General features: G+C 60.2%; 21 protein-coding genes. 17 read left to right on the top strand and 4 right to left on the bottom strand.

All coding sequences use genetic code 11. The features are described from left to right. Positions 1 to 2174: hypothetical protein (locus tag ACP7BO_RS22265; RefSeq protein ID WP_426212788.1), on the bottom strand; the 2174-nt coding region annotated here is incomplete at its 3' end. Between the two features lie 458 nt (positions 2175 to 2632). Between ACP7BO_RS22265 and ACP7BO_RS22260 the strand changes: the two genes are divergently transcribed. The 3 genes from ACP7BO_RS22260 (at position 2633) to ACP7BO_RS22250 (ending at position 4908) form a co-directional block, all read left to right on the top strand. Next, positions 2633 to 3037 carry a TraR/DksA family transcriptional regulator gene (locus ACP7BO_RS22260; protein WP_003446412.1) on the top strand — a complete coding sequence of 135 codons (405 nt, stop codon included), beginning with the start codon at positions 2633 to 2635 and terminating at the stop codon, positions 3035 to 3037. Positions 3038 to 3220: 183 nt separating this feature from the next. Further along, the gene (locus ACP7BO_RS22255) at positions 3221 to 4564 is read left to right on the top strand and encodes a phospholipase effector Tle1 domain-containing protein (RefSeq protein WP_426212787.1); all 1344 of its coding nucleotides are present in this window, start codon (positions 3221 to 3223) and stop codon (positions 4562 to 4564) included. A gap of 125 nt (positions 4565 to 4689) precedes the next feature. Beyond that, positions 4690 to 4908, top strand: coding sequence for a hypothetical protein (locus tag ACP7BO_RS22250; RefSeq protein ID WP_397456429.1), 219 nt, complete (start codon positions 4690 to 4692; stop codon positions 4906 to 4908). A 20-nt stretch (positions 4909 to 4928) separates the two neighbouring features. Here ACP7BO_RS22250 and ACP7BO_RS22245 read toward each other — a convergent pair whose 3' ends face one another. Continuing rightward, complete coding sequence (locus ACP7BO_RS22245; protein ID WP_426212786.1) at positions 4929 to 5159, bottom strand: hypothetical protein; 231 nt, start codon at positions 5157 to 5159, stop codon at positions 4929 to 4931. 464 nt (positions 5160 to 5623) lie between these two features. On the opposite strand from ACP7BO_RS22245, the gene ACP7BO_RS22240 reads away from it, so the two are divergent. The 5 genes from ACP7BO_RS22240 to ACP7BO_RS22220 all read left to right on the top strand — a co-directional run bounded on the left by ACP7BO_RS22240 (position 5624) and on the right by ACP7BO_RS22220 (position 13354). Beyond that, positions 5624 to 6094 (top strand): hypothetical protein, encoded by a 471-nt coding sequence (locus ACP7BO_RS22240; protein WP_060696887.1) that lies wholly within the window; start codon positions 5624 to 5626, stop codon positions 6092 to 6094. 851 nt (positions 6095 to 6945) lie between these two features. Beyond that, positions 6946 to 9324: an efflux RND transporter permease subunit gene (locus tag ACP7BO_RS22235; RefSeq protein ID WP_426212790.1), complete on the top strand. Its 2379-nt coding sequence runs from the start codon at positions 6946 to 6948 to the stop codon at positions 9322 to 9324. A 117-nt stretch (positions 9325 to 9441) separates the two neighbouring features. Continuing rightward, on the top strand, positions 9442 to 10824 hold the full coding sequence (locus ACP7BO_RS22230; RefSeq protein WP_397456431.1) for a DUF1329 domain-containing protein: 1383 nt from the start codon (positions 9442 to 9444) through the stop codon (positions 10822 to 10824). 93 nt (positions 10825 to 10917) lie between these two features. After that, positions 10918 to 12531, top strand: a complete 1614-nt coding sequence (locus tag ACP7BO_RS22225; RefSeq protein ID WP_426212785.1) for a DUF1302 domain-containing protein — start codon at positions 10918 to 10920, stop codon at positions 12529 to 12531. A gap of 364 nt (positions 12532 to 12895) precedes the next feature. Beyond that, positions 12896 to 13354, top strand: coding sequence for an REP-associated tyrosine transposase (locus ACP7BO_RS22220; RefSeq protein WP_397456433.1), 459 nt, complete (start codon positions 12896 to 12898; stop codon positions 13352 to 13354). Positions 13355 to 13521: 167 nt separating this feature from the next. On the opposite strand, the gene ACP7BO_RS22215 is transcribed toward ACP7BO_RS22220, so the two are convergent. Both ACP7BO_RS22215 and ACP7BO_RS22210 read right to left on the bottom strand, forming a co-directional pair. Further along, positions 13522 to 14706 (bottom strand): acyl-CoA dehydrogenase family protein, encoded by a 1185-nt coding sequence (locus tag ACP7BO_RS22215; RefSeq protein ID WP_426212784.1) that lies wholly within the window; start codon positions 14704 to 14706, stop codon positions 13522 to 13524. Further along, positions 14703 to 15875, bottom strand: coding sequence for an acyl-CoA dehydrogenase family protein (locus ACP7BO_RS22210; RefSeq protein ID WP_397456435.1), 1173 nt, complete (start codon positions 15873 to 15875; stop codon positions 14703 to 14705). The genes ACP7BO_RS22215 and ACP7BO_RS22210 overlap by 4 nt, the downstream gene beginning before the upstream one ends. 202 nt (positions 15876 to 16077) lie before the next feature. Here ACP7BO_RS22210 and ACP7BO_RS22205 point away from each other — a divergent pair, with 202 nt between their 5' ends. The 9 genes from ACP7BO_RS22205 (at position 16078) to ACP7BO_RS22165 (ending at position 25365) form a co-directional block, all read left to right on the top strand. After that, positions 16078 to 16854, top strand: coding sequence for an enoyl-CoA hydratase family protein (locus ACP7BO_RS22205; RefSeq protein ID WP_073510883.1), 777 nt, complete (start codon positions 16078 to 16080; stop codon positions 16852 to 16854). Between the two features lie 10 nt (positions 16855 to 16864). After that, positions 16865 to 18019, top strand: coding sequence for an acyl-CoA dehydrogenase family protein (locus tag ACP7BO_RS22200; protein WP_426212783.1), 1155 nt, complete (start codon positions 16865 to 16867; stop codon positions 18017 to 18019). An 8-nt stretch (positions 18020 to 18027) separates the two neighbouring features. After that, positions 18028 to 19086: an acyl-CoA dehydrogenase family protein gene (locus tag ACP7BO_RS22195; protein WP_397456437.1), complete on the top strand. Its 1059-nt coding sequence runs from the start codon at positions 18028 to 18030 to the stop codon at positions 19084 to 19086. A gap of 3 nt (positions 19087 to 19089) precedes the next feature. Continuing rightward, positions 19090 to 20241: an acetyl-CoA C-acetyltransferase gene (locus ACP7BO_RS22190; protein WP_060691665.1), complete on the top strand. Its 1152-nt coding sequence runs from the start codon at positions 19090 to 19092 to the stop codon at positions 20239 to 20241. A 10-nt stretch (positions 20242 to 20251) separates the two neighbouring features. After that, complete coding sequence (locus tag ACP7BO_RS22185; protein ID WP_397456438.1) at positions 20252 to 21130, top strand: SDR family oxidoreductase; 879 nt, start codon at positions 20252 to 20254, stop codon at positions 21128 to 21130. A 140-nt stretch (positions 21131 to 21270) separates the two neighbouring features. Next, the gene (locus tag ACP7BO_RS22180; RefSeq protein WP_003446457.1) at positions 21271 to 22056 is read left to right on the top strand and encodes an SDR family oxidoreductase; all 786 of its coding nucleotides are present in this window, start codon (positions 21271 to 21273) and stop codon (positions 22054 to 22056) included. Positions 22057 to 22065: 9 nt separating this feature from the next. Next, the gene (locus ACP7BO_RS22175) at positions 22066 to 22536 is read left to right on the top strand and encodes a MaoC family dehydratase (RefSeq protein ID WP_060691667.1); all 471 of its coding nucleotides are present in this window, start codon (positions 22066 to 22068) and stop codon (positions 22534 to 22536) included. A 9-nt stretch (positions 22537 to 22545) separates the two neighbouring features. Continuing rightward, complete coding sequence (locus ACP7BO_RS22170; protein ID WP_060691668.1) at positions 22546 to 23754, top strand: acetyl-CoA C-acyltransferase; 1209 nt, start codon at positions 22546 to 22548, stop codon at positions 23752 to 23754. A gap of 255 nt (positions 23755 to 24009) precedes the next feature. Beyond that, positions 24010 to 25365 carry an MATE family efflux transporter gene (locus ACP7BO_RS22165; protein WP_060691669.1) on the top strand — a complete coding sequence of 452 codons (1356 nt, stop codon included), beginning with the start codon at positions 24010 to 24012 and terminating at the stop codon, positions 25363 to 25365. Positions 25366 to 25560: the final 195 nt, after the last annotated feature.

Here is a 25560-nt window from a genome sequence, read left to right as displayed (position 1 = left end):
GCCAGAGGCGGCGTGTCTTCGTTACCGGGGTCGTAAGTAGTCTCCCGAAATACCCGGCCCAACACGTCATATTCGCCGGTCCAGGCGGTATAGGTCTCACCGCTGTCGGTCTGTTTCTCTCGACGAATTTCCCGGCCCATACCATCCAGCCAGACCGTTTCCTTACGCCCCGAAGCGCCGATTCGGGTCTGGCAGCGCTCGTTCGCTGACAACGAATAGGCCCAGTTGACCTCGGCTTCGAACGCCGAATCCGGTGCTGCGACTTCCTGCACCACACGGCCCAGGGCATCGTGGGCAAAGGCGATGCGCATTTGTTCATCGGTCTGCTCGGTGACCATCAGGCCCGAGTACAGATCCTGCGAGGATTGGGAGACAGATGAGTGCCCGTCGTACCCGGTGATGGTCACGTTCTCCTGCAACACCGCACGCTGAAGAGAGCGAGCATCACGCGCTTGGTTGAGTTGATAGCTGTAGACCCGGGTCGTGCTTTTACCCTGAACAGTCTCGGTTTCACTCAACATGCGAGCGTGATGGGGGGATGCTGGATCAACGATAAAGGTCTGGCTGGAATGCAGCAGTTCAGTCAGGTTTTCACCTTCAACCAGCAGCAAGCGTTCTTCACTGCTCTGGACGAAAGTCGGCAAGGCAAACGCCGGCGCATCTTGGCGCACAGGCAATGATTGATAGCGATATCGAGTCTGTTTGACCGGGCCCACGGTGCCGGGAGGCGGGCTTGCGGTACGACTTTTCAGACGGGTGATGCGACCCAGCGGATCGGCCGGGCAATGGTCGGTCTCACCACTGACCGGGTAGTACTCTGACGCTTCAATGCCACCCAGCGCATTGCGGTGCCACACCGGATTGCCCAAGTCGTCGTAGCGGGTTTCTTCTTCTGTGCTCAGTTCACGCAGCACCCGCTGACCATCCAGATGCGCCTTGCGGGTGATCACCTTGTGCGGGAACTGGAAGTAAGGCAGTTGTCGGGCAATGGGCAGCCACGGCTCGTCGTAATAGGTGGTCTCGGTTTCCTGCAGGGTCTGGCCCTGTAACGTGCGTTCGCGGGTCAGCAGATGGAAACGGTTAAAGGTGCGGCTGATGGTCTGCAGAGTCGTACCCCGGGCATCCATCAAGGTTTCGGTAGAGCCATAAAGAAAATCACCACCGCCTGTAAGGTGGTAAAGATTGTCCTCACGGTTGCGCCACTGGCGTACTACCGGCCAGCCGAAGTAATTGTTCGAACCATAAAGGCCGTAGTCATACCGAACCAACTGCACCGGCTGGCCATCACCCGGGTCCTTGCGGGTCTGACTGACCACCGGCATCCGTGGGAACGGTGCGCCCTCAGGCAGGTACAAACCGTTGGCTTCGCTGTAGGTCACTTCCTCGGTGCTGCCGGTGGGCTGGGTGCATTTGCTCAACAGCAACAGACCTGAACTCGCGGTGCTGTAGTCGAACTGCCAACCATTGTCAGGAAGCCCGTCCACCGTCACCCGGCGCAACTGCCCGGAGATGCGCTGAAAAGTCATCACCATCTGCGAGGGGGTATCCGGCTGCAGGGTCAGATGGGTTTGCAAACCTTCGTAGGAAAGCCCCACCACAATTCGGCCCTGAGCATCGCTGACTTGTTGCAAGTAAGCCGCGTTGCCGATCGAACGCCAGTCAAAACTCAGGGCACTGCCATCGGCTCCCACCAGGGTGCTGACCACCCACAGGCTCGGATGCCCGGCTAACGGAATCAGGCGCTCAGAGGTACCGTCGTTATGTCGGACCCACATCTCCTGGCGCTGCACCGTAACCGTCACCACCGGCAAACGCACGTCCGGGAAGCGCATGTTCTGACCAACAATCTCCCCACGAAAACGCTCGCCGGAATTGAGCTGCAACTGCTGACTGGCCCCGTCCCAGGACGTGGTGCCGAGCATCCAGCCCAGACCGAAACCCTGGTCGTCGGTCATCAACGGGCTGTAGCCCAGGCGCAATTGGCTGATCGGCCCGCGTAGATCATTGGCGGCCCCGGTAGGCAGGGTTATCGAGGCCGAAAACATGCCGGTGCGTGGATCGACCCCGGCACTGATGTTGCTCATAAAGTTGTAGGCGCCGGAGTAAACGTCGCCACTACTGAACAGACTGGCGGCGGATCGGGTGTCGGGGGTGGGGTCAGTTGGATCGGTCATGATGGCTATTCCCTGGTTGGCTGGAACGGAATAGCAAAATAGGAGCGCGCAGTTGAGGCGAACAATGAGCACGGGCTGTAAGGGGCGTCGGCACAAAAAGCCACGTCGGCAGGGCAGGGCAGGTGCTGTCTGGGAGTATTGCGGCGGCCATCGAATGGCTCGGACCGGTAAGCGTACCGCGTTGGTTGTTGTCATTTTCAGCGCGACAATTGAATTTCTTGCTATAAACGCACTCCATTAGCCCCTGCGTGACACGTTTTTCGTCGTTTTCCATGTTTTGCTGGACAAATAGCTGTCATTTCAGTTGCTGACTCGATAAGTCGGCCTTAGACTGCCGCCCCTCGTAAATTGAGTGCCGGGTGGCGCTTGAAATAGATAGCACCTAACTGGTTGGGATGAAGAACGGTCAGGACGCTCCCTAATTCGCCTTAATGCACGTATTTTTTATAGAGAAATCAATGACAAAGGATAAGTTGCTGGCCATGCCGGCGGATGACTACATGAATGCCGAGCAACATGCTTTTTTCAGCGAGCTGTTGCAAAACATGAAGGTTGAAACCCACGAGCGTATTGAGCAGAACCGCATCGCCATCGAAAGCCTGGACACTCCGGCCGACCCTGCGGACGCCGCTTCGGTTGAAGAAGAGCGTACCTGGCTGGTGAACTCTATCGATCGCGATCAGCGTATGCTGCCTCAGCTGGAACAAGCGCTGGAACGCATCAAAGATGACAGCTTCGGCTGGTGTGATGACAGTGGCGAGGCAATCGGCCTTAAGCGCCTGCTGATCAGCCCTACCACCAAGTACTGCATCGAAGCTCAAGAGCGTCATGAGCAAATCGACAAGCATCAGCGTCAGGCCTGATTGTTTGGCCTTGCAGCAGCCGCGCCACGCGGCTGTTGCAGGATGCAGGCGTTCGCTCTGCATCTCTTTGTTGTAAATCCCCCCCCAACATCCTGTGAGCATTGAGCTGGTCGGGCTTGTTGCGTCTACTTATATTTGGCGCGGCATTTTTGCGCGCAGCCGAAATAATCGAGGACAGGATTGATGAGCAATACAAGCAACGCAGGACGAGTGTTGCGGGTCGGTATCTTTTTTGATGGCACGGCCAATAACCAGTTCAATAGCCTGCAGGGACAGCAGCGCCAGGAACAGGGGCTGATGATTGATGCCGGCAGCAGCTATGCCGGTGTACCGACCAATATTGCCAGGCTGCACCAGTGCTACCCGGTGCAGTCCGGGTTTGATCCCGCAGGCTGCGCAGTGACCTCGCTGTACATCGGTGGCATCGGCACCACTACCGGCGGGCCCGATACTGCGTTTCCGGGGCAGACCTATGGTCGTGGCAAAACTGGGGTGCTGGGCAAGGCCGAGCAGGCTCTGGCGCAGCTGACCGAATGCTTGAAGCATTTTGTAGCGCTGCTGGCACCGCAGACCCTGAATCGCCTGCAGCTGGATCTGTTTGGGTTCAGTCGTGGCGCTGCGGCGGCCCGCCATTTTGTGAACCTGTTCAACGCCGACGGATTAAAAACGCAACTGGCATTAGCCGCCGATTTTGAGTGTGCCATCCACTTTATCGGTTTGTTCGACACCGTCGCCGCAATGGGCGGGCTGGAGGATTGGGGGGATGTCGGCGATGACGTTAACCCCGGACTCAACCTGTACCTGAGCCCGGACTGTGCGCAGCAGGTCGTCCAGTTGAGCGCACGGGATGAACAACGGCGTAATTTTTCGTTGACCCGTATCGCCCCGCAATGGCCCATGGATGTTGCGGTACCAGGGGCGCATGCCGACGTTGGCGGCGGTTATCCGCTGGATATGCAAGAACAGGTTTTTTTGACCCGCTGGCAGAGCAATCTGGTGCCGCCGTCCACTGCCATAGAACAGACCCGGGCGTGGAAGTTGACCCAGGCTCAGTTACTGGCCTGCCAGGCCGAGGACTTGATTGACCCTCTGGCCCCGGATGATTTTCTTCGGCTACGCACTGTTGAGCGCAATGAAGGCTCGCGCGAGGACCCGATGAAGCGGGTACAGGCTGCGGTGTTTATGCAGCGCAGGATTGATGGTCGTCTGGCACGGGTGTACTTGCGGATCATGCATGCTCTGGCTTGTGAACACGGTGTTCCTTTCAGGGCATTGCCCGATGAACAGACCGAACTGCCTGATGAGTTGCTGGCGATCATGACCAGGCTGGCGGAGCAGGTGCGCCAGGGAGCTGTCCAGCTCACAGCCGACGAAGAGCGTTTATTGCGCCAGCGTTACATCCACCGGTCTGCTAACTGGAATGCGGGTGTGGGGGCGGGTGAGGCAGCGGTGCAAAGGGCTTTTTTCAACATTCCCCAGGAAGGCGGACGCTCGGTCTTCGATCAGAAAGCCCCGGATTACGCGTAGGCAAAACAGAAGATTGTTACGGTTTATGCAATTGATCTATGCCGTACATAGCTTTTTCCGATGGGTATTTGCCACTACCATAGGCAACATCGTTAGGTTGCTAACTAATTGCTGGAGAAATCATCATGCCTAATCAGGTTGATGTTGCCGTAATGATCGGCAGCGGTGTTCCCAAGGGTTTGCGAGAAACGGGGCAGAAGGTCTGCTGGGTGGTGCTGGTCAATGGCGAGCAGCGCGGTACGGCTTTTTCCAATCGCCCGGAAGCCGAAGAGTGCCGCGCTGCATGGCTGGCGCAGCTGGGCACAGGCCATGAGTGCAATGCAGGGCATGCTCAGCGCGCTTGATGCAATACAAAGTTTTGGAACTAGGAATTGAGGGCGCCAGCGTCCACTGCGTCTTTTAATTCTTTTGCCGATTGCCTGGCGGCATCTGCAGCCTGTTCGGCTGTCTTGAACCAACGATCCTTCTCGACCTGATGGTAGGTGACCGTTGTTAGCGGTGGTTTGGCCCGCATGATGATCACTGCCTGAAATTCGCCGTCAACGTCTTTGGACTCACCGCGGATAAAAAATTCGCCAATATCAAATTCCGTCACGTGTCGCTTTCCCTTGGAGGTAATGGAGCCTGCATAACCGGGCGGCATGGGCCAGGTCGATTTTTACGCGAGTATGGCAGCAGTTGACTGTGCGTGGCGCAGTTAACTCATCCATGCGACGAAAGCCCTGTTCAGCAGGGACTCAATCGGGCAGAAAATGCATTGATTGCTGAATAGACAAGAGGATGTCTATACCCAACTTCGCGTATGACCCGTTAGAATGGCGCCCCCGGCTATATTTTTCAGCCAGCTCTCGCTGATACAGGCGCTGCTTCAATCTGTAGTGCCTGTTCGCCGGGTTAATCATGGCGGGGTCTATCAGTCTGAATGTTACATGCCACTCCTGACTCGAGCAGTCAGGAGCACTTGTCGTACTTTGTTTTTAATCAAGTAGCTCAGGTCTTTTTTCTGCTGCCGGTGGTTTGCCCCGGTCAGTTTCATTTCAGGTTTTCGAGGGTTTTGCGTTGGCAGTCAGTAATTTGGAAATGCACGCGTTGTTTGTTCTGGGTGACTTGCGGGCCCGCTTGGTCAAGCTGTTCCATTCACGCTTTGTATACGTCACCGAGCAAAATGCTGAAGGTATTTACATCGCTGAAATTGATACTGAAACAGCGCTGGTGGTAGATGACAAGCCGGGCCTGGAACTCAAGGTAGGTGATCATTTTCGCGCTGCAGTGTTGCCCAGCCGCGAAGGTGGCAAGTTCGAAATAAAATTCCGCGACATCAAGATGACCATCTACGGTATCGGTGAATACGCCTATGTTGCCTCACCACTGGGTGAAGGCGTGGTATTCAAGGAAGGCCAGACCGTCATGTTGATCTTTGCCGCCAAAGAGCAACTTACCGAAGGTTTGAGCAAAACACTCAAGGCCGTTACCGCCAAAGCCGCCAAATGGCCCAAGGGCGAATTGACCTTCAAGGCCAGCAAAGAGTGACACTCGTCGCTGACAAGTGCGCCGCCCGCTGCAGCGTCCGTATGGTGCGGCTCTGCGCCTTACGATTGCTTCGCAACCGGACGTAGCCTGCAGCAACTGCTACATCTGTAGCAGCTGACGAGTGAAACGAGGCTGCGTTCGAGCGCAGCTCGCAAAACCTGGCACCTCCCATCGTTCAAATGCGCCGTCCGCTGCGGCCCTGCGCATTACGATTGCTTCGCAACCGGACGTAGCCTGCGGCAACTGCTACATCTGTAGCAGCTGACGAGTGAAACGAGGCTGCGTTCGAGCGCAGCTCGCAAAACCTGGTGCCCCCCATCGTTCAAATGCGCCGTCCGCTACGGCCCTGCGCATTACGATTGCTTCGCAACCGGACGTAGCCTGCGGCAACTGCTACATCTGTAGCCGCTGACGAGTGAAACGAGGCTGCGTTCGAGCGCAGCCCCCCATCGTTTAAATGCGCCGTCCGCTGCGGCCCTGCGCATTACGATTGCTTCGCAACCGGACGTTGCCTGCGGCAACTGCTACGTCTGTAGCAGCTGACGAGTGAAACGAGGCTGCGTTCGAGCGCAGCTCGCAAAACCTGTAAACCCTTTTTCGACTGCTGCGCACTCGATCGCCGCCTCGTACCTCGTCAGCGACTACCCAGCCCTCCCTCAAATAGCCTAGGCCTTATGGACGATGTCCGGGTCCCGGGCCAGCTTGATGATCGATCCCACTCAAGACGGCCTGATAAACCGGCCGCAACCAGAAAAATAATAAAAATGTGCGAGGGATCGTGAGCATGAGCGCCATCGTCTTTTCATTAGCTGTGCGAGGTCGAAATGGCCGACGCTCATAAAACTCCTCCCATGCAGCGTTTTGTGAATCGATGTGCCGACCGGTTAATGGCGCGCCGTAAATGCCTGCTCGGTTTTTTCCTGCTGATTACCCTCGGCCTGGGGTACAGCGCCACCCATGTCAGGCTGGATCCGGGGTTTAACAAACAGATCCCGGTGCGACACGCCTACATGCTCAACTTCCTGGACTTCAGCCGGATTTTCACCGGGGCCAACCGGCTGCTGGTGAGCGTGCACTGGAAGGGCGAAGGCGATATCTACAACCCCGAGTTCCTGCAGACCTTGCAACAGGTCACGGACGACGTGTTCTACATCTCCGGCGTCAGCCGCCCTAGCGTGACTTCGCTGTTCACACCCAATGTGCGCTATATCGAAATCACCGAGGACGGCTACGTCGGCGACCTGGTGGTGCCGCCGCAATATGCGGCGACGCCTGAAGACCTGCAGCAAGTTCGCAGCAATGCCGCCCGCTCCGGGCAGATCGGCCGATTGCTGGCCAATGACTTGAAATCGGCGATGGTGCGCGCCGATCTGCAAGACATTGATCCCAAAACCGGGCAGCCGGTGAGCTATGTGCAAATCGCCCGGCACCTCGAAGACATTCGCGCCAAATACAGTAACGCCGACATCGAAATCAACATCGTCGGTTTCGCCAAGCTGGTGGGCGATGTGGTCGAGGGGCTGAATACGGTGATGGGCTTTTTCGCCGTCGCATTCCTGATCACCGGGTTACTGCTGTGGGTCTATTCACGGTCGTTGCGCCTGACCCTGGTCGCGCTGTTCGTGGCCTTGTTGCCGGTCATCTGGCTCCTGGGGTTGCTGCCCTTACTGGGCCTTGGGATCGACCCGATGTCGATTCTGGTGCCGTTTCTGATCTTCTCGATTGGCGTATCCCACGCGGTGCAAATGACCAATGCCTGGAAGCAGGAAGTGCTGGCGGGCAGCGATTCGGTGAGTGCGGCCAAGGCCGCCTTCAGCAAGATATTCATCCCCGGCGCCCTGGCATTGCTGATGAATGCCCTGGGCTTCGGGGTGATCATGCTGATCGATATTCCCATCGTTCACGAACTGGGCATCACTGCGTGCATCGGCGTGATGCTGATGATCATCACCAACAAAATCATGCTGCCGCTGATCATCGCCCACCTGCAACTCGAGCCGCATCTGCTCGGCGCCCGAACGCAGCAATCGACCCGACGCCACCCGCTATGGTGGCGGCTGTCGGCGCTGGCCACCCCGGGCCCGGCACTGTGGGTGTTTGCAGTCAGCCTGCTGTTGCTGGCAGCGGGGGCGTACAAGGCCCGCGAACTGCAGATCGGTGACATTGGCTCCGGGGCCCCGGAACTGCGGGCCGACTCGCGCTACAACCAGGACAACCAGAAAATCATCGGCAACTATTCCATCGGGCTGGATGTGCTCTCGGTATTTTTGACCATCGGCGGGCGCAGCGAAGCCTGCCTCGACCCGGCGGTCATGCGTGCAGTCGAAACCTTCGACTTCAAGATGCGTGAAGTGCCCGGTGTGCAATCGGTGCAAAGCGTGGCCGGTATGAGCAAGCAAGTGATTGCCGGCAACAACGAAGGCAACCCGCGCTGGGCAGCGATCCCGGGTTCCGCCCAGGGCTTGCAGCAGGGCGCCTATGCCTATTCGCCGGATTCGGGGCTGGTAACTGACAGCTGCCAGAAAATGCAGATTCTGGTGTTTCTGACCGACCACGAAGGCGCCACCGTGGCTCAGGTGTTGAGGGAGGCCAAGCGCATCATTGGCGCGATCCAGGTACCGGGTGTGACGTTCCACCTGGCGGGCGGCAACATCGGTGTGATGGCCGCTTCCAATGAGGCGGTCAAGCAGGCCGAGGTGGTGATGCTGGCGGCGCTGTTCTTCTCCGTGGCGCTGTTTTGCCTGCTGACCTTCCGTTCATTGCGCGCCGTGCTGTGCATTCTGGTGCCGCTGGCGATTGTAGCGGTGCTGTGCAATGCCCTGATGGCGATGCTGGGCATTGGCCTCAAGGTTGCAACCTTGCCGGTCATGGCGCTGGGAGTAGGGGTGGGCGTGGATTACGGGATCTACCTCTACGAGCGCATCGAGCACGAGATGCAGGCCGAGCAAGACCTGCGCGAAGCCTTCTACCGCGCCATGTGCCAGCGCGGTACGGCGGCCGTATTTACCGCCATCACCATGTCTCTGGGGGTTTGCACCTGGGTGTTTGCGCCCCTCAAGTTCCAGGCCGACATGGGTGTGCTTCTGGCCTTCATGTTTCTGGTCAACGTACTGGGCGCGATCTTCCTGCTCCCGGCGCTGGCCGCGTGGTTCAACCTGGGCAAGCCGCTGGTGAACAAAAGACCTTCCAGCGTACGAGCTTCCTGCGATCAACCGCTTGTCAATCTGTAGGCGCGAGCTTGCTCGCGATGGCATCGCCGCTACCCACTGAAGAATTGCAGTGTCTGCATTGCGAGCAAGCTCGCTCCTGCAGATCGGCATGAACGTCCAATAACAAGGAGATCCCCCATGCGACGACTCACTCAGGTGGGCGGCTGGCTGTCAGTCGCTCTGGTTTTGCACAGTTACAGCGGGCCGCTCCTGGCCCAGGCACCCGCCGACCAGATCGCCCGGCTGGGCAAGGATCTGACCTGTGTCGGCGCCCAGCAGGCGGGCAATGCCGAGGGCACTATCCCGGCGTTTGGCGGCCAGTGGCTGGGCGCGGCACCCGGCATGAAATTCGAAGGCACCGGCAAACACCCGATAGACCCGTACCCCAACGAAAAGCCGTTGTTCGTGATCACGGCGCAGAACCTGAACCAGTACGCAGCGCACCTGTCCGAGGGCCAGAAAGCCCTGTTCAAGCTCTACCCGCAAACCTTCCGCATGCCCATTTACCCGTCGCACCGCGACTTCCGTTTTTCCGACACGGTGTGCAAGGCCACCCTGGAAAACGCCGCGGTCGCCAAGCTGGTGGATGATGGCGAAGGCGTGGTGGCGCGAACCGGCGGGGTGGCGTTCCCGATCCCGCAGAACGGCATTGAACTGCTGAAAAATGCCTCGTTGTTCACAGTGCGTGCCTGGACCGAGGAATACACCTCGGACAACGCCTATGTGCTCAAGGACGGCAATATCAACTGGGGCCGCGTGCACTCGCGCAACCTGGCGCCGGGGCTGGAGCCGGGCAAGATCGGTGATACCGCCGGCAACTCTTCGTTCTACCTCAACGAAACCCTGTTGCCGCAGCGCGACAAGGGCGAAATCAACACCGGTACCGAATACTGGAACGACAAGACCGAGCCGCGCCAAAGCTGGCGCTACGACCCGGGCACCCGTCGCGTGCGGCAGTCGCCCGGCTACGGTTTTGACATGGCATTCCCCGGCTCCGGCGGTTCGATCACGGTCGATGAAGTGCGGATCTTCAACGGTTCGGCCCAGCGCTATAACTGGAATATCGTTGGCAAAAAAGAGCTGTACATCCCGTACAACACTGCGCGTTTGCACGCCAGTAATCTCAAGTACGCCGACCTGCTGACCCCGGGCCACATCAACCCTGACGACATGCGTTACGAACTGCACCGGGTATGGATCCTCGAAGGCGTGCTCAAGCCAGGCAACCGTCACCTGTACGGCAAACGCACGATGTACATCGACGAAGACAGCTGGTTCCCGATCATGGGTGACAACTACGACAACCGTGGCGAGTTGTGGCGCACCTCGATGGTCAATTACTTCTACGCCCCGGAAACCCAGACCTGGCAGGCAGGCGTAGGCCTGTACCACGACCTCAATGCCGGCAGTTACCTGGCCTTCAACCTGATCAATGAGCAGCGCAACGGCTATGTGCTGAACAAGGGCGGCTTTGCCCCGGGCGACTTCGGCCCCGAGGCGGCGCGCCGGGCTGGCAAATAACCCCTTGATCCCCTGACTTTACCCGTCTGCCACAGGCTTGCCGGTGGGCAGGCGGGCGGGTGATGCACAACAATAAGAAACAAGGAGCACGGCATGCTGAAGCACTACACGCGTTTTGTGGGTACCGGTTTACTGTCGGGGTTGAGCACCCTGGCGGCGGCGGCACCGACCATTGATCTGGGTGAAAACACCACCCTCGACTCATCGCTGACGGTCAACTACACCGCCTCCATGCGCACAGAAAAGCCCGATCACGAATACCTCAACAGCATCAACAACGACGATGCCACCCGCAACTTCAAACGCGGCTCGTTGATCAACAACCGGGTCAGCGTGTTTGGCGAGTTGATGCTCAAGCACGACAACCTCGGTGCCGTAATGCGTGGCAGCCACTTCTATGACGAGGTGTACCACCAGCGCAATGACAACGACTCGCCGGACACGGTCAACAAAACCGGGCGTTACAACGACTTCAGCCAGGACACCCGCAAACTCAGCGGCAGCAAGGCCCGTCTGCTGGACGCCTATGTCTATGGCGACTTCACCGTCAACGACGATCAATACGTGTCTCTCAAGGCCGGGCGGCACCTGGTGGCATGGGGTGAGAGCCTGTTCTGGCCCAACATCAGCCAGGGCCAGGCCCCCGTAGACGCCACCAAATTCAACGTCCCGGGGACCGAAGCCAAGGACGCCTACTTGCCTGTAGGGCAGGTGTCGGGCTCGTGGTCGATCAATGAAGACCTGGCCTTGCTGGGTTTCTACCAATACAAATGGGAAGAGACCCAGCTCAACCCGGTGGGTGATTACTTTGGCAGTGACACCTTTGGCCCTGGCGCCGAGTTCTATCGCCTGGCCCCCGGTATCGTCAGCAGCCTGCCCGATTCGGCAGCGGTGGGCTACGGCGGTTCGGTCAAGCCGGGCGACAGCGGCGAGTGGGGCATCGGCACCCGCTACCGGATCACGCAAAACACCGAAATCGGCCTGTTCCACTACCGCTACCATGACCGCGTACCGTCCCTGTTTTTCGACTTTACCGGGCAGACCCATTACTCCTCATTGAACAAAGTCGGGGGCAGTGGCAACGGTCCGAGTTACCAGCTGGGCTACTTCGACAACATCAAGCTGACGGGCATCAGCTTCACCACCAAAGCGGGGGACTCGGTACAGTTTGCCGGCGACCTGAGCTACCGCGACGGTGCGGCGGTGTACCTGAGCAATGGCGCACCGGCCCGGGGGCAACTGTGGCAAGGCAACCTCAACGCGGTGTACATAATCGGCCCGACCTTCATGGCGCAGCAAACCACCCTCATGACCGAAGTGGTGCACCAGCGGATTCAGGGGGTTGATGACCTGACCATCACCGGTGGCGGGGCGGGCACCGACGGTACGTTCAACAAATACGTGTATAACGGCCAGACCCGTGGCTCCAGCCTGCTGGGGATTGGCGCGTACTTTGATCATCCGAACGTATTCAATGGCTGGGACCTGACCACCAAAGCCACCTGGACCCAAAACATAGATGGCAGCGCCTACTCCGGTTTGGGCCGTGCAGAAAAGCGCCTGACCCTGGGCGGGGACTTCAAATACCTGGGCAACTTCCAGCTGGGGCTGACCTACGTGGCCTACCTGAGCTCGGCAGACCTGGCCCAGGGCCGGACCATGGCAGACAGGGATTACCTGTCGTTTAACGGCAAGTACACGTTTTAGTTCTGGCTTCATCGCCGGCAAGCCGGCTCCCACAATGATTGTGCAACCTCAGACCCTGTGGGAGCCGGCTTGCCGGCGATAGAGGCACCCTTGTTGCTGTGGTTTTGAAAGGACAGCACTGTAATCAAAGGGGCATGTGTTAGCCCTGTCCCTGTGGGAGCTGGCTTGCTGGCGATGGAGGCACCCTTGTTGCTGTGGCTTTGAAAGGACAGCACTGTAATCAAAGGGGCATGTGTTAGCCCTGTCCCTGTGGGAGCCGGCTTGCCGGCGATGTATCAGGCCATGAAATATCTGGTCAAGAGACTCCCGGGAGTCGCTTGCCTCAGAAACTAGTCTTTGCAGCTCTGACTTATGAGTAGAGCTCATGACCCAACGACCTGCCTCCAATCGCTTAAGATGTGGCCGATTTTCCCAAGCCAATGGCATCTACCTTTTGACCGCCAATACGCTGAATCGAGAACCTCTGTTCTCTGACTGGCGCGTTGGCAGGTTAGTGGTTGCTCAATTTCGTCATGAGCACACACAAGGTTCGGTCAATTCACTCGCATGGGTTGTGATGCCCGATCATTTTCATTGGCTGGTAGAGCTGCAAAGCGGTTCACTTGATAAGGTCATGGGGCGCACCAAGTCGTTGAGTGCTCGCGCCATCAATCGCATGACAGACAGAGTCGGCAGGCGCTGGCAAAAAGGGTTTCACGATCATGCATTGCGTCGCGAAGAAGATCTGAAAAGTCTGGCGCGCTATGTGGTAGCCAATCCTTTACGGGCAGGTCTTGTGAAGCAGGTTGGGGATTATCCTTTGTGGGATGCTGTCTGGCTTTGAAACCCTATCGCCGGCAAGCCGGCTCCCACAATGATTGTGCAACCTCAGACCCTGTGGGAGCTGGCTGCCAGCGACAGGAACAGCGCGGTTGAGCTGGTTTCAAGCACAAGGTCGGGTTAGCCCAATCATTGTGGGAGCTGGCTTGCCAGCGATAGGAGCCCCACGGTCTATCTGGCCTCGCGCGGCATTCCCAGCGCCCGTTCGGCAATGATGTTGCGCTGTATTTCGCTGCTGCCACCGTAGATGGTGTCAGCCCGGGTAAACAGGAACAGTGCTTGCAGCCGTGTCAGTTGATAGGGCGCTCCGGCCAGCAATTCGGCGTCCGGCCCCAGTACATCCATCGCCAGTTTCCCCAGCTCCAGATGCCAGGTCGACCACGCCAGTTTATAGATGGTCGCCTCCGGTCGCAGGCTGCCATCCTGCACCCCGGAAAGCATGCGCAGCGAGTTGTAGCGCAATACTCGCAGCCCGCTCCAGGCCTGGGCGATGCGCTGGCGCATGATCGGGTCTTGCGCCGCACCGTTGGCCTTGGCTATGCGTACCACTTCGTCCAGTTCGTTCTGAAATTGCATCTGCTGGCCGAGGGTCGATACTCCGCGCTCGAAACCCAGCAGGGCCATGGCGATTTTCCAGCCGTCACCGGGCTGGCCAATCATGTTCTCGGCCGCGGTGCTGGCCTGGTCGAAAAATACTTCGTTGAACTCGCTGGTGCCGGTCAGTTGCCGGATCGGCTGCACCTCAATACCCGCCTGAGCCATCGGTACCAGCAGGAAAGACAAGCCGCGATGCCCGACACTGCCTGGCTCGGTACGCGCCAGCACAAAACACCAGTCCGATTCATGGGCCAGCGAAGTCCAGATTTTCTGCCCGCTGATCAGCCACTGCCCACTGTCACTGTCGAAGCTGGCGCGGGTCTTGATATTGGCCAGGTCCGAACCGGCACCGGGTTCCGAGTAGCCCTGGCACCAGAAGTCTTGTCCGGCCAGGATGGCCGGTAAAAACCGCTGCTGTTGCTCGGGTGTACCAAACGTTGCCAGCGTGGGACCGACCAGCCCTTCACCGATGTGTCCCATGCGCCCCGGACCACCGGCGCGGGCGTACTCCTCATAAAAGATCACTTGCTGGTTGATGCTTAACCCCCGGCCGCCATGCTCTACGGCCCAGCCCGCACCAATCCAGCGGCCCGCGGCCAGTTCGCGTTCCCACTGCTTGCGCAACCCGGGGGCGAAGTCTTCGTCTCCCGGCCCGCCACGAAAGCGCAGTTCGCTGTATTGCCCGCTCAGGTGCTCCTGCATCCACTGCGCCACCTGCTGGCGAAAATGCTCATCTGCCGCGCTGAAACCAATGTTCATGGGCGCTCTCCGAAAATATGCTTGGCCAATTGCTCACGATGAAAGGCTGGCGTGCCTAATAGTTGTTCGCTGGCCCGTGCCCGCTTGAAGTACAGATGCGGGTCGTACTCCCACGTGAAGCCAACCCCGCCATGCAGCTGAATTGATTCGGCCGCGCATTTGAAAAAACCTTCGCTGGCATGGATTTTTGCCGTGGCCGCCGCTTCCGCCAATTGCAGCTGTGCACTGGGGTCGCCGTCGATATTCAGGCACTGGTCGGCAATACAGGCGGCGTAGTAACTGGCGGACCGGGCGCATTCAACCTCCAGCAGCAGGTCGGCGCAGCGGTGCTTGATCGCCTGAAAGCTGGCGATGCTGCGGCCAAACTGTTCGCGCCCGCCGATATAGCTCAAGGTCAGCTCCAGCACCTTGCGGGCACCGCCAGTCTGCTCGGCCGCCAGGCCGATACAGGCCATGTGCAGCACGTCGCGTAACAGCGGCCAGCCAAGACCGGGCTCGCTGAGCAGGTGCTCATCGTTCAGCACCACGTCATTGAGGGTGATGGTTGAAAAGCGCCGGGTCTGATCCAGCGTTGGCTGCTGCTGGCGGCTGATGCCGGGGGTCAGGGCGGGCAGGGCAAACAGGCGGATTCCGGCCTCACCGATACTGCCCGGGGTACGGGCGGCAATGATCAACAAATCACACTCGGCACCGTCGATCACATACTGGTACTGGCCGTTGAGGCGATACCCTGCGGCACAGCTCTGGGCATAGACCTGCACGCCGCTGTCATCCCAGCGCGGGGCGCTGGTCCAGGCCAGGCTGGCGCTGATTTCACCGGCTGCCAGTCCGGGCAGCCACAGATTCTTGAGCGCCTGATTGCGGCTCAGCAGCAACGCCGGAATCGCCATACAGCAGGTGGCGAAAAAGGGCGTCGGTAACAGGCTGCGGCCCAACTGCTCCTGTAACAGGCACACTTCGACAAAGCCCAGCCCCAGCCCGCCATATTCCTCGGGGATCGCCAGGGCCGGCCAATACAGCTCGCGCGCAATGCGTGCCCAAGCGGCGGAGTCCTGACCGGTCTCGCCAGCCATTGCCGTGCGCACCGAGCCTGCGCTGGCCACCTGCGCCAAAAAACGTTCGGCAGACTCTTGAATCATTCGCTGCTCTTCGGTCAGGGCAAGCTCCATAGGGCTTCTCACTCTATAAGCGGATCAAGGCTTGAGCATGCGAGGCCACCACCACCGCGTAATCCCTGAGCCGGACTAGTCCATTTGGTGGTCAGACGCAGCGCCGGGCCGTGCCCGCAGGTGTTTAGTCTCAACGGACGATGATCGGCCCCCGGTGCATTCCCATACTGCCCGCATGCCTTTCGCCAATTGAGGAGCACCTGTGAACAGTGCAGCCCCCACCGCAACCCATTCCGCCTTTCACACCCGTCTCGAGGCGGGGATCGCTGAGCTGGTGATCGACCGGCCACCGGTCAATGCCCTCAATAGCCAGGAATGGCTGGACCTGGCACGTACCCTCGAAGCCCTGGGGCAGGACCCGCAGGTGCGGGTCATCGTGATTCGTGCCGATGGCCGCGGATTCTGTGCCGGCGTCGATATCAAGGAACTGGACGCCCACCCCGAGCGCATCGTGGCCGTCAATGCGGGCAACTACGCCACCTTCAAGGCCGTGCATCGCAACCCGGTGCCGGTCATCGTGGCGGTGCATGGCTATGTACTGGGGGGCGGGATTGGTATTACCGGCGCCGCCGACATCGTGGTGGCGTCCGATTGCGCAACGTTTGCCCTGCCTGAAGTAGACCGCGGCGCCATGGGCGGCGGTGCGCATCTGCAACGCCTGTTCCCGGTGCAAAAGGTTCGTTATCTGTTTTTCACCGGCGACAAGATCGGCGCGGTCGAGGCCCAGCAGTACGGCTTTATCGAGCGGGTAGTGCCCCGTGAACAATTGCGCGAAACCGCGTTGCAGATCGCCCGCAAGATCGCCAGCAAAAGCCCGGACATGATCCGCATCGCCAAAGAGGCGTTGAACGGCATCGAAGACGGCAACCTGGAAGACAAATACCGCTGGGAGCAGGGCTTCACGCTCCAGGCATACAACAGCGCGGACTCTGCCGAAACCCGGCGTGCCTTTGTTGAAAAACGCGACGCCACGTTCTGAGGAGCTGACGATGGACCTGACTTACTCCCCCAAGCAAAAGGCCTTTCGCCAGGAGGTGCGCCACTGGTTGGCGGCTAACCTGCCGTCCGAGCCATTGGCGAGTTACGACACCCGTGAAGGGTTCGAGCAGCACCGTCAGTGGGAAGCCAAGTTGTTCGACAGCCGCTTCTCAATGGTGATGTGGCCGACCGCGTTGGGCGGGCGTGGCTGTGACCTGATCGAGTGGCTGATTTTCGAAGAGGAATACTACGGCGCCAATGCGCCGATGCGGGTCAATCAGAATGGCCAGTTATTACTGGGCCCGACCTTGATGGAATTTGGCACCGAGGCGCAAAAGAAGCGCTTTTTGCCGCGCATGGCGGCCAGTGCCGACATGTGGGCCCAGGGCTGGTCCGAACCCAATGCCGGTTCCGACATGGCGGCCATCACCAGCAAGGCCACCCGCGACGGTGACAGCTATGTGCTCAACGGCCAGAAAACCTGGTCGACCCGCGCCATCTTTGCTGACTGGCTGTTCGGTCTGTTTCGCAGCGACCCCACCTCCAGCCGCCATCACGGCCTGTCATTCGTGATGGTGCCGCTCAATGCACCGGGCGTCACCGTACGTGCGATCAAGGCTTTGAACGGCAAGGACGCATTTGCCGAAGTGTTCTTCGATGACGTGCGCATCCCTCTGGAAAACCGTATCGGTGACGAAGGGCAGGGCTGGCACGTGGCGATGGCCACCGCCGGTTTTGAACGCGGTTTGCTGTTGCGTTCACCGGCGCGCTTTCAGTACACCGCCCGCAAGTTGGTGGAGCTTTACCAGGCCAATCGTGCCAGTGCCGACCGTGATCCGAGCCTTGGCGAAGCGGTCTGCAAAGCCTGGTCGGACGCTCAGGCCTATGCCTTGTCCGCCTATCACACGGTTGGCCGCCTGAGCCGCGGTGCGCAGATTGGCGCCGAATCGAGCACCAACAAAATCATCTGGTCGGAACTGGATTTGCGCATGCACGAAACCGCCATGCGGATATTGGGTGCCAATGGCGAACTGACCGGCAAATCGGCAGACGGCCACGACTGGCTGGAGGGCTTCCTGTTTGCCCAGGCAGGGCCGATCTATGCCGGAACCAACGAGATTCAGCGCAACATCATTGCCGAGCGCATGCTCGGCCTGCCGAAGTGAGGCCGGGTATGGACTTTACCTTTACCGATGACCAGCAAACCTTCCGCGAAGCCATCAGCCGTTTCTTGATGACCGAAGCCGCACCGGAAATGCTTCGTGAAATCTGGGAGACCGACGTCGGCCGCTCGCCGGATTTGCGCAACAAAATTGCCGAGCAGGGCCTGACCGCGCTGTCGGTGCCCGAAGCCTTCGGCGGGCTGGGCATGGACGATGTGGCTTGGGCCCTGATGACTCAGGAGCTGGGCTACTACGCCATCCCTGACTCTCTGGGCGACACCGCTTATGTCGCCAGTGCCCTGATTGCGCAACTGGCAGCCGACACCCCGCAACGCGGCGAATGGCTGGAGCGCATTGCCGAAGGCAGCCTGCGGGTTGCCATTGGCCACCCGGTCAACCCGCTGGTGGCGGACGCTGCCCATGCCGACCTGCTGCTGTTGGCCCATGGCGATGAAGTGCACGCCGTGCCCCGCAGCCAGGTCGATGTACACGCCCACAGCAGCATTGATGCGTCCCGGCGCCTGGCGCAAGTCAGCTGGCAACCGGGCCCCGCCACGCGGGTCGCCGAGGGTGAGCACGGTCGTGAACTGTGGGCGCAGACCCTCAACCGTGGCGCCTTGCTGGTGGCCGGGCAACTGGTCGGCCTGGCCCAGCGGATGCTCGATTTGTCAGTGGATTACGCCGCCCAGCGCAAGCAGTTCGGCAAGCCGATTGGCAGTTTTCAGGCGGTAAAGCATCACCTGGCCGATGTCGCCACCCAGCTCGAGTTCGCCAAGCCGGTGCTGTATCGCGCCGCTTACGCTCTGGCCCACGGCGAGAAAAACGCCGGGGTATGGGTGTCCCAGGCGCGTCTGGCCTGTTGCGAAGCCAGCTGGCTGGCAGCCCGCCACGGCATTCAGGTGCACGGTGCCATGGGATACACCTGGGAAGTCGACCTGCAAATGTTCATGAAAAGGGCCTGGGCGCTGGATAACGCCTGGGGTGATCGCGCCCTGCATAAAACCCGGGTGGCCGAACATGTACTCAGCGGCGCCACGCCTTTGGGCCCTGGCCATACCTTCGAGGATTGATTGATGCCCCAAGCCTATATTGTTGATGCCTTGCGCAGCCCGACCGGCAGGCGCAAGGGCGGTCTGGCCCATGTCCACGCGATGGACCTGGGCGCCCATGTGCTCAAGGCGCTGGTTGAGCGCAACCAGATTCCGGCCGACGAATACGACGACGTGATCTTTGGCTGTGTCGATACCATTGGCTCGCAAGCGGGAGATATTGCCCGCACCAGCTGGCTGGCCGCCGGTTTGCCGCTCAATGTGCCCGGCACCACCATTGATCGCCAGTGCGGCTCGTCGCAGCAGGCGCTGCACTTTGCCGCCCAGGCGGTGATGAGTGGCACCCAGGATGTGATCGCGGTGGGCGGTGTGCAAACCATGACCCAGATCCCGATTTCCTCGGCGATGCTGGCCGGGCAGGCACTGGGTTTCAGCGATCCGTTTTCCGGCAGCAAGGGCTGGCAGGCGCGCTTTGGCAACCAATCGGTCAACCAGTTTTATGCGGCGCAGCGAATAGCCGACCACTGGGATATCAGCCGCCAGCAGATGGAAGCCTACGCGCTGGAAAGCCATCGCCGGGCACTGGATGCCATCGCCGGGCGCCGCTTCGTCAATGAAATCGTGCCCTGCGAAGGGGTGTGGGACGATGAAACCCCGCGCCACACCAGCCTGGCCAAAATGGCCGAACTGGAGCCAGTGTCTGCCGAGTTCCCTTCGATTACCGCAGCGGTTTCCAGCCAGACCTGCGATGCCTCGGCGGCCTTGCTGGTGGTCTCGGAAGCGGCGCTCAAGCGCTACAACCTGACGCCCCGGGCGCGGATTCATCATCTTTCGGTGCTTGGCGACGACCCTATCTGGCACCTCACGGCACCCATTGCCGCGACCCGTGCCGCGCTGAAAAAAGCCGGCATGAACATCAACGACATCGACCTGGTGGAAATCAACGAAGCCTTTGCCTCGGTGGTCATGGCCTGGGCCAAAGAGCTGGATTACGACCCGGCCAGGACCAACGCCAATGGCGGGGCGATCGCCCTTGGCCATCCGCTGGGCGCCAGCGGCGCACGGTTGATGACCAGCCTGCTGCACCAGCTTGAGCGCAGTGGCGGCCGTTACGGCTTGCAGACCATGTGCGAAGGCGGCGGGCAAGCCAACGTGACCATCATTGAGCGTCTCTAGGAGCATTGACATGGCAATTTGTGCAAACCGTACCGTGATCATCACCGGCGCTGGCGGCGGCCTGGGCCGCGCCTATGCGCTGGCTTTCGCCGGGCAGGGCGCCAATGTGGTGGTCAACGACATACGTCGCGAAGCAGCAGAAGACGTGGTGGCCGAAATTCGCGAGGCTGGTGGCCAGGCCATCGCCAACGCCGATGACATCACCACCACAGCCACCGCGCAGCACATCGTTGATGCCGCCCTGGCGGCGTTTGGCGAAGTGCATGTGCTGGTCAACAACGCGGGCATTTTGCGCGACCGGATGTTTATCAGCCTGAGTGAAGACGACTGGGACGCAGTAATGCGGGTCCATCTCAAAGGCCACTTCTGCCTGGCCAATATCCTCGGTAAACGCTGGCGTGATCTGGCCAAGGCCGGCCAGCCGGTGGCCGCGCGCATCATCAACACCAGCTCCGGGGCCGGCTTGCAGGGCTCGGTGGGGCAGTCCAACTACAGCGCCGCCAAAGGCGGAATTGCCGCCTTGACCCTGGTGCAGGCGGCTGAACTGGCGCGCTACGGGGTGACCGTCAATGCACTGGCCCCGGCAGCCCGTACATCGATGACCGAAAGCGCGATGCCGGACGTGGTGAAAAAGCCTGACGACGGCGGCTTTGACGCCTGGGCCCCGGAAAACGTCGCGCCGCTGGTGGTGTGGCTGGGCAGCAGCCTGTCGAGTCATGTGACCGGGCAAATCATCGAAAGCCAGGGCGGCCGATTGTCCCTGGGCGATGGCTGGCGTACCGGCGTGACCCGGGACAAGGGCGCGCAATGGCAGCCCGAAGAAGTGGGTGTAGCCATGGCCCAGATCCTCGCCGAAGCCCCCGCCCCGCAGCGGGTCTGGGGTAGCTGACACGAATGCCCCTGTGGGAGCTGGCTTGCCAGCGATGCAGGCAACCCGGTGTAGCTCAATATCCGGGGGATCCAATCGCTGGCAAGCCAGCTCCCACAAGGTTGCGCATGTTGTTTCGTTAGAACAAGAGAATTTCTGCCATGAGACAAGCTCCTCCTTACGTACCGGGTCACCAGTTGCTGGCCGGCAAGTCGATTTTGATTACCGCCGCCGCCGGTGCCGGTATCGGTTATGCCGCTGCCAAACGCTGCGCCGAAGAAGGCTGCCGCGCCCTGATGATTTCTGATATCCACCCGCGTCGCCTCGAAGAAGCGGTTGAGCGTCTCAAGGCTGAAACCGGGTTGCAGGCGGTGTACGGGCAGCTGTGCAACGTCACTGTCGAAGCCGATGTACAAGCCCTGGTGGCAGCGGCTGAAGAAGCACTGGGCGGGGTCGACGTGCTGATCAATAACGCCGGGCTTGGCGGCCAGGTTCGGCTCACCGAAATGACCGATCAACAATGGTCTTCGGTACTCGACATCACCCTGACCGGCACCATGCGCATGACCCGCGCCATGCTTCCGCATATGGAGCGCCGGGGCGCTGGCGCCATCGTCAACAACGCCTCGGTGCTGGGCTGGCGTGCGCAAAAGGAACAGGCCCACTACGCCGCGGCCAAGGCCGGGGTCATGGCCCTGACCCGTTGCAGCGCGCTGGAAGCCGCGGAGAGCGGGGTGCGGATCAACGCCGTGGCGCCGTCGATCGCCCTGCACGACTTTCTGAAAAAAGCCTCCAGCAGCGAACTGCTGGAACAGCTCACCAGCCGCGAAGCCTTTGGCCGCGCCGCTGAGGTCTGGGAAGTGGCCAACGTGATGGTGTTTTTGGCCAGCGACTATGCCTCGTACATGGTGGGCGAAGTGCTGCCCGTCAGTTCGCAACAGGCTTGAGGTGAGGCAATGAGCACGCTATTTAGCAGCGCCGGGCAGTTACTCGCCGCGCAAGGGCTGGATCTGGGGCGCACCGACTGGCTGCTGCTGACCCAGGAGCGGATCGATCTGTTTGCCGAAGCGACGGGCGATCACCAGTGGATTCATGTTGACCCCGTACGCGCCGCCAGCGGCCCCTTTGGTGCCTGCATTGCCCACGGCTACCTGACCCTGGCGCTGGCCAATCTGTTTATGCCGCAGTTGATGCAGTTCGCCAATCTGGCCATGGGCGTCAATTACGGCAGCGACCGGCTGCGCTTCCCGGCGGCGGTCAAGGTCGGTTCCCGGGTACGCGGGCATGGCCAGATCGTGGGGGTCGAAGTCATGGGCAGTGCACTGCAGGTGGTGGTGCGCATCAGCGTCGAAATCGAGGGCAGCGAGCGCCCCGGCTGCGTGGTGGACACCATCAGCCGCTACACCTTCAACCCTATTGAACAGTGAGCCTTGAACATGAATTTAAATGACGTTGTGATCGTCTCCACGGCCCGCACCGCGCTAAGCAAATCCTTTCGCGGTTCGTTCAACGACACCGAAGCGCCGGTGCTCGGCGGCCATGTAGTGCGTGCGGTAGTTGAGCGCGCCGGTATCGAGCCGGGTTCGGTAGAAGACGTGATCATGGGCGCCGCCGCACAACAGGGCACCCAGAGCTATAACATCGGCCGCCTGTGCGCCAATACCGGGGGGTTGCCCAACACAGTGCCGGGCATGGCAATTGACCGCATGTGTGCCTCGGGGTTGATGAGCATCGGCGTGGCCGCCAAAGGGATCATGACCGGCGAAATGTCGATTGCCGTCGCCGGCGGTGTCGAGTCGCTGTCCCTGACCCAGAACAAATACAAGAACACCTACCGCGCCCAGTCCGAAGCAGTACTGCAATGCATGCCCACCGCGTACATTCCGATGCTTGAGACGGCCGAAATCGTGGCCCGTCGTTACAACATCAGCCGCGAAGTGCAGGACCAGTATTCCCTGCAAAGCCAGCAGCGCACAGCAGCTGCCCAGGCGGGCGGGCTGTTCGCCGATGAAATCGTGCCTTTGGCTGCGCGCAAGCTGCTGTTCGACAAGGAAGGCAAGCCCAGCGGTTATCAGGACGTGATTGCCGATCGCGACGAGTGCAATCGCCCGTCAACCACCCTTGAGGATCTGGCGGCCCTTAAACCGGTCTGGAAAGACGGCAAGTGGGTGCAGCAGGGCGAGTTCATCACTGCGGGCAACGCCTCGCAATTTTCCGATGGTGCCGCGGCCGTGCTGTTGATGAGCCGCGCCGAAGCCAGGCAACGCGGCATCGAAGCGCTGGGCACCTATCGCGGGATAGCAGTGAGTGGTTGTGCACCGGAAGAAATGGGCATTGGCCCGGTGTTTGCGATTCCCAAATTGCTCAAACGCTTTGGCCTGACCGTGTCCGACATCGACCTGTGGGAGATCAACGAAGCGTTTGCCTGCCAGGTGGTGTACTGCCGTGATTTTCTGGAAATCCCCAATGACCGCCTGAACGTGAATGGCGGGGCGATTTCCATTGGCCATCCGTTTGGCATGTCGGGAGCGCGGATGGTGGGCCACAGCTTGCTGGAAGGCCGCCGCCGTGGCGCCCGGTTTGTCGTGGTCGCCATGTGCATCGGCGGCGGAATGGGTGCAGCGGGCTTGTTTGAATTGAATTGATCCGGAACTGGACCCGGGAACTGGAACTGGACCTTGACCTTGACCTTGACCTTGACCTTGACCTGGATCCGGACCTGTAGGAGCGAGCTTGCCTCGCGAGCTTTTCCACGTAACGACACAGAGCTCGCGAGACAAGCTCGCTCCTACAGGAAAAGCAGAAATCATACGCCGGGGTGATGGGAGACATGTTTGGTAACGCTTTTTGCGACCTGTGGGGTATAACGCCTTATGGCTTTTCAATAAGGACATCCCGTTATGCAAACCCCTTCACAAAGGCCGCTGTGGCAGATCTACCTGATCTTTCTGGCACCGATGGTGCTGTCCAATTTCCTGCAGGGGTTTTCCGGCACCCTGAACGGTATTTATATCGGGCAGATGCTGGGTACTCAGGCACTGGCGGCAGTGTCGGGAATGTTTCCCGTGCTGTTCTTCTTTATCGCCCTGGTGATTGGCCTGGGCGCTGGTGCCTCGGTGTTGATCGGTCAGGCCTGGGGCGCCCGCGAGACGTCGATGGTCAAGCAGATCACCGGGGCCACCTTGACCCTTGGCGCGTTGGTCGGGCTGATCGCTGCGGTGCTGGGCAGTGTGTTTGCCAGACCGGCCATGCAGGCCCTGGGCACTCCGCCTGATGTGCTGGATGAAGCGGTCGGTTATGCCCAGGTGATGATGCTGATCCTGCCGCTGCTGATGGTGTTCATTCTGTTTACCCAGCTGCTGCGCGGAGTGAGCGATACCGTGTCGCCATTGCTGGCCCTGATGGTGTCGACGGCCGTAGGACTGTTACTCACGCCTGCCTTGATCAAGGGCTGGGTGGGGCTGGCGCCGATGGGCATTCAGAGTGCGGCGCTGGCCGGTCTGGTGGGTAACGCGCTGGCGATGCTGTTTCTGGTGTATCGCTTGCGTCATAAAAACAGTGTGATGGCGCCGGATCGCGAGCTGTGGGCTGCGTTGCGGTTGAACCGGGAGATTCTGGGCAAGGTGTTGCGCATCGGTTTGCCGACCGGGGTGCAGATGGTGGTGTTGTCGCTCTCGGAGCTGGTGATTCTGGCCCTGGTCAACAGCCACGGCTCCCAGGCCACGGCCGCTTATGGTGCGGTGACCCAGATCGTCAACTACGTGCAGTTTCCGGCGCTGTCGATTGCCATCACGGCCTCGATCCTTGGAGCCCAGGCCATCGGTGCCGGGCACCTCGAGCGCATCGGGCCGATCCTGCGCACGGGCATGCTGATCAACCTGTGCCTGACCGGCGCCCTGATCGTGCTGGGCTATGCGTTGTCGGACTGGCTGCTGGGGCTGTTCATTACCGACGTCGATGCGCGCATCCGGGCCGAGCACCTGTTGCACATCATGCTGTGGAGCATTCTGGTGTTCGGTTTCCAGGCGGTGATAGGCGGGATCATGCGTGCCAGCGGGGTGGTGCTGGTGCCGATGGGCATCACGATTTTCTGCGTGTTGTGCATCGAGCTGCCGGTGGCCTATGCCCTGGATGCCCACTTCGGCCTTGAGGGCGTGTGGATGGCCTTCCCGGTAACCTACCTGGCCATGCTGGGGCTGCAAACCGCGTATTACCGGCTGGTATGGCGGCACAAGCAGATCCAGCGCCTGGTCTGACCCCGTAACCCTCGTAACCCTGTAGGAGCGAGCTTGCTCGCGAGCTGTTGGCCATTTAAAAGCTCGCGAGGCAAGCTCGCTCCTACAGATCAAGCTCGCTCCTACAGTGTGTCATCCGGGCTAGGCCATTTGGACGATGTGCCCGTGACCCACCAGTCCGAAGATCGAAGGCAGGTTCTAGGCACCTCGCCGCCG

The organism is Pseudomonas sp. TWR2-1-1 (genome assembly GCF_049897045.1).
In the GTDB taxonomy this organism is placed as follows: Bacteria; Pseudomonadota; Gammaproteobacteria; order Pseudomonadales; family Pseudomonadaceae; genus Aquipseudomonas; species Aquipseudomonas versuta.
The sequence above is the reverse complement of the archived record's forward strand: the minus strand, read 5'-3'. Positions and strand labels throughout refer to the sequence as shown.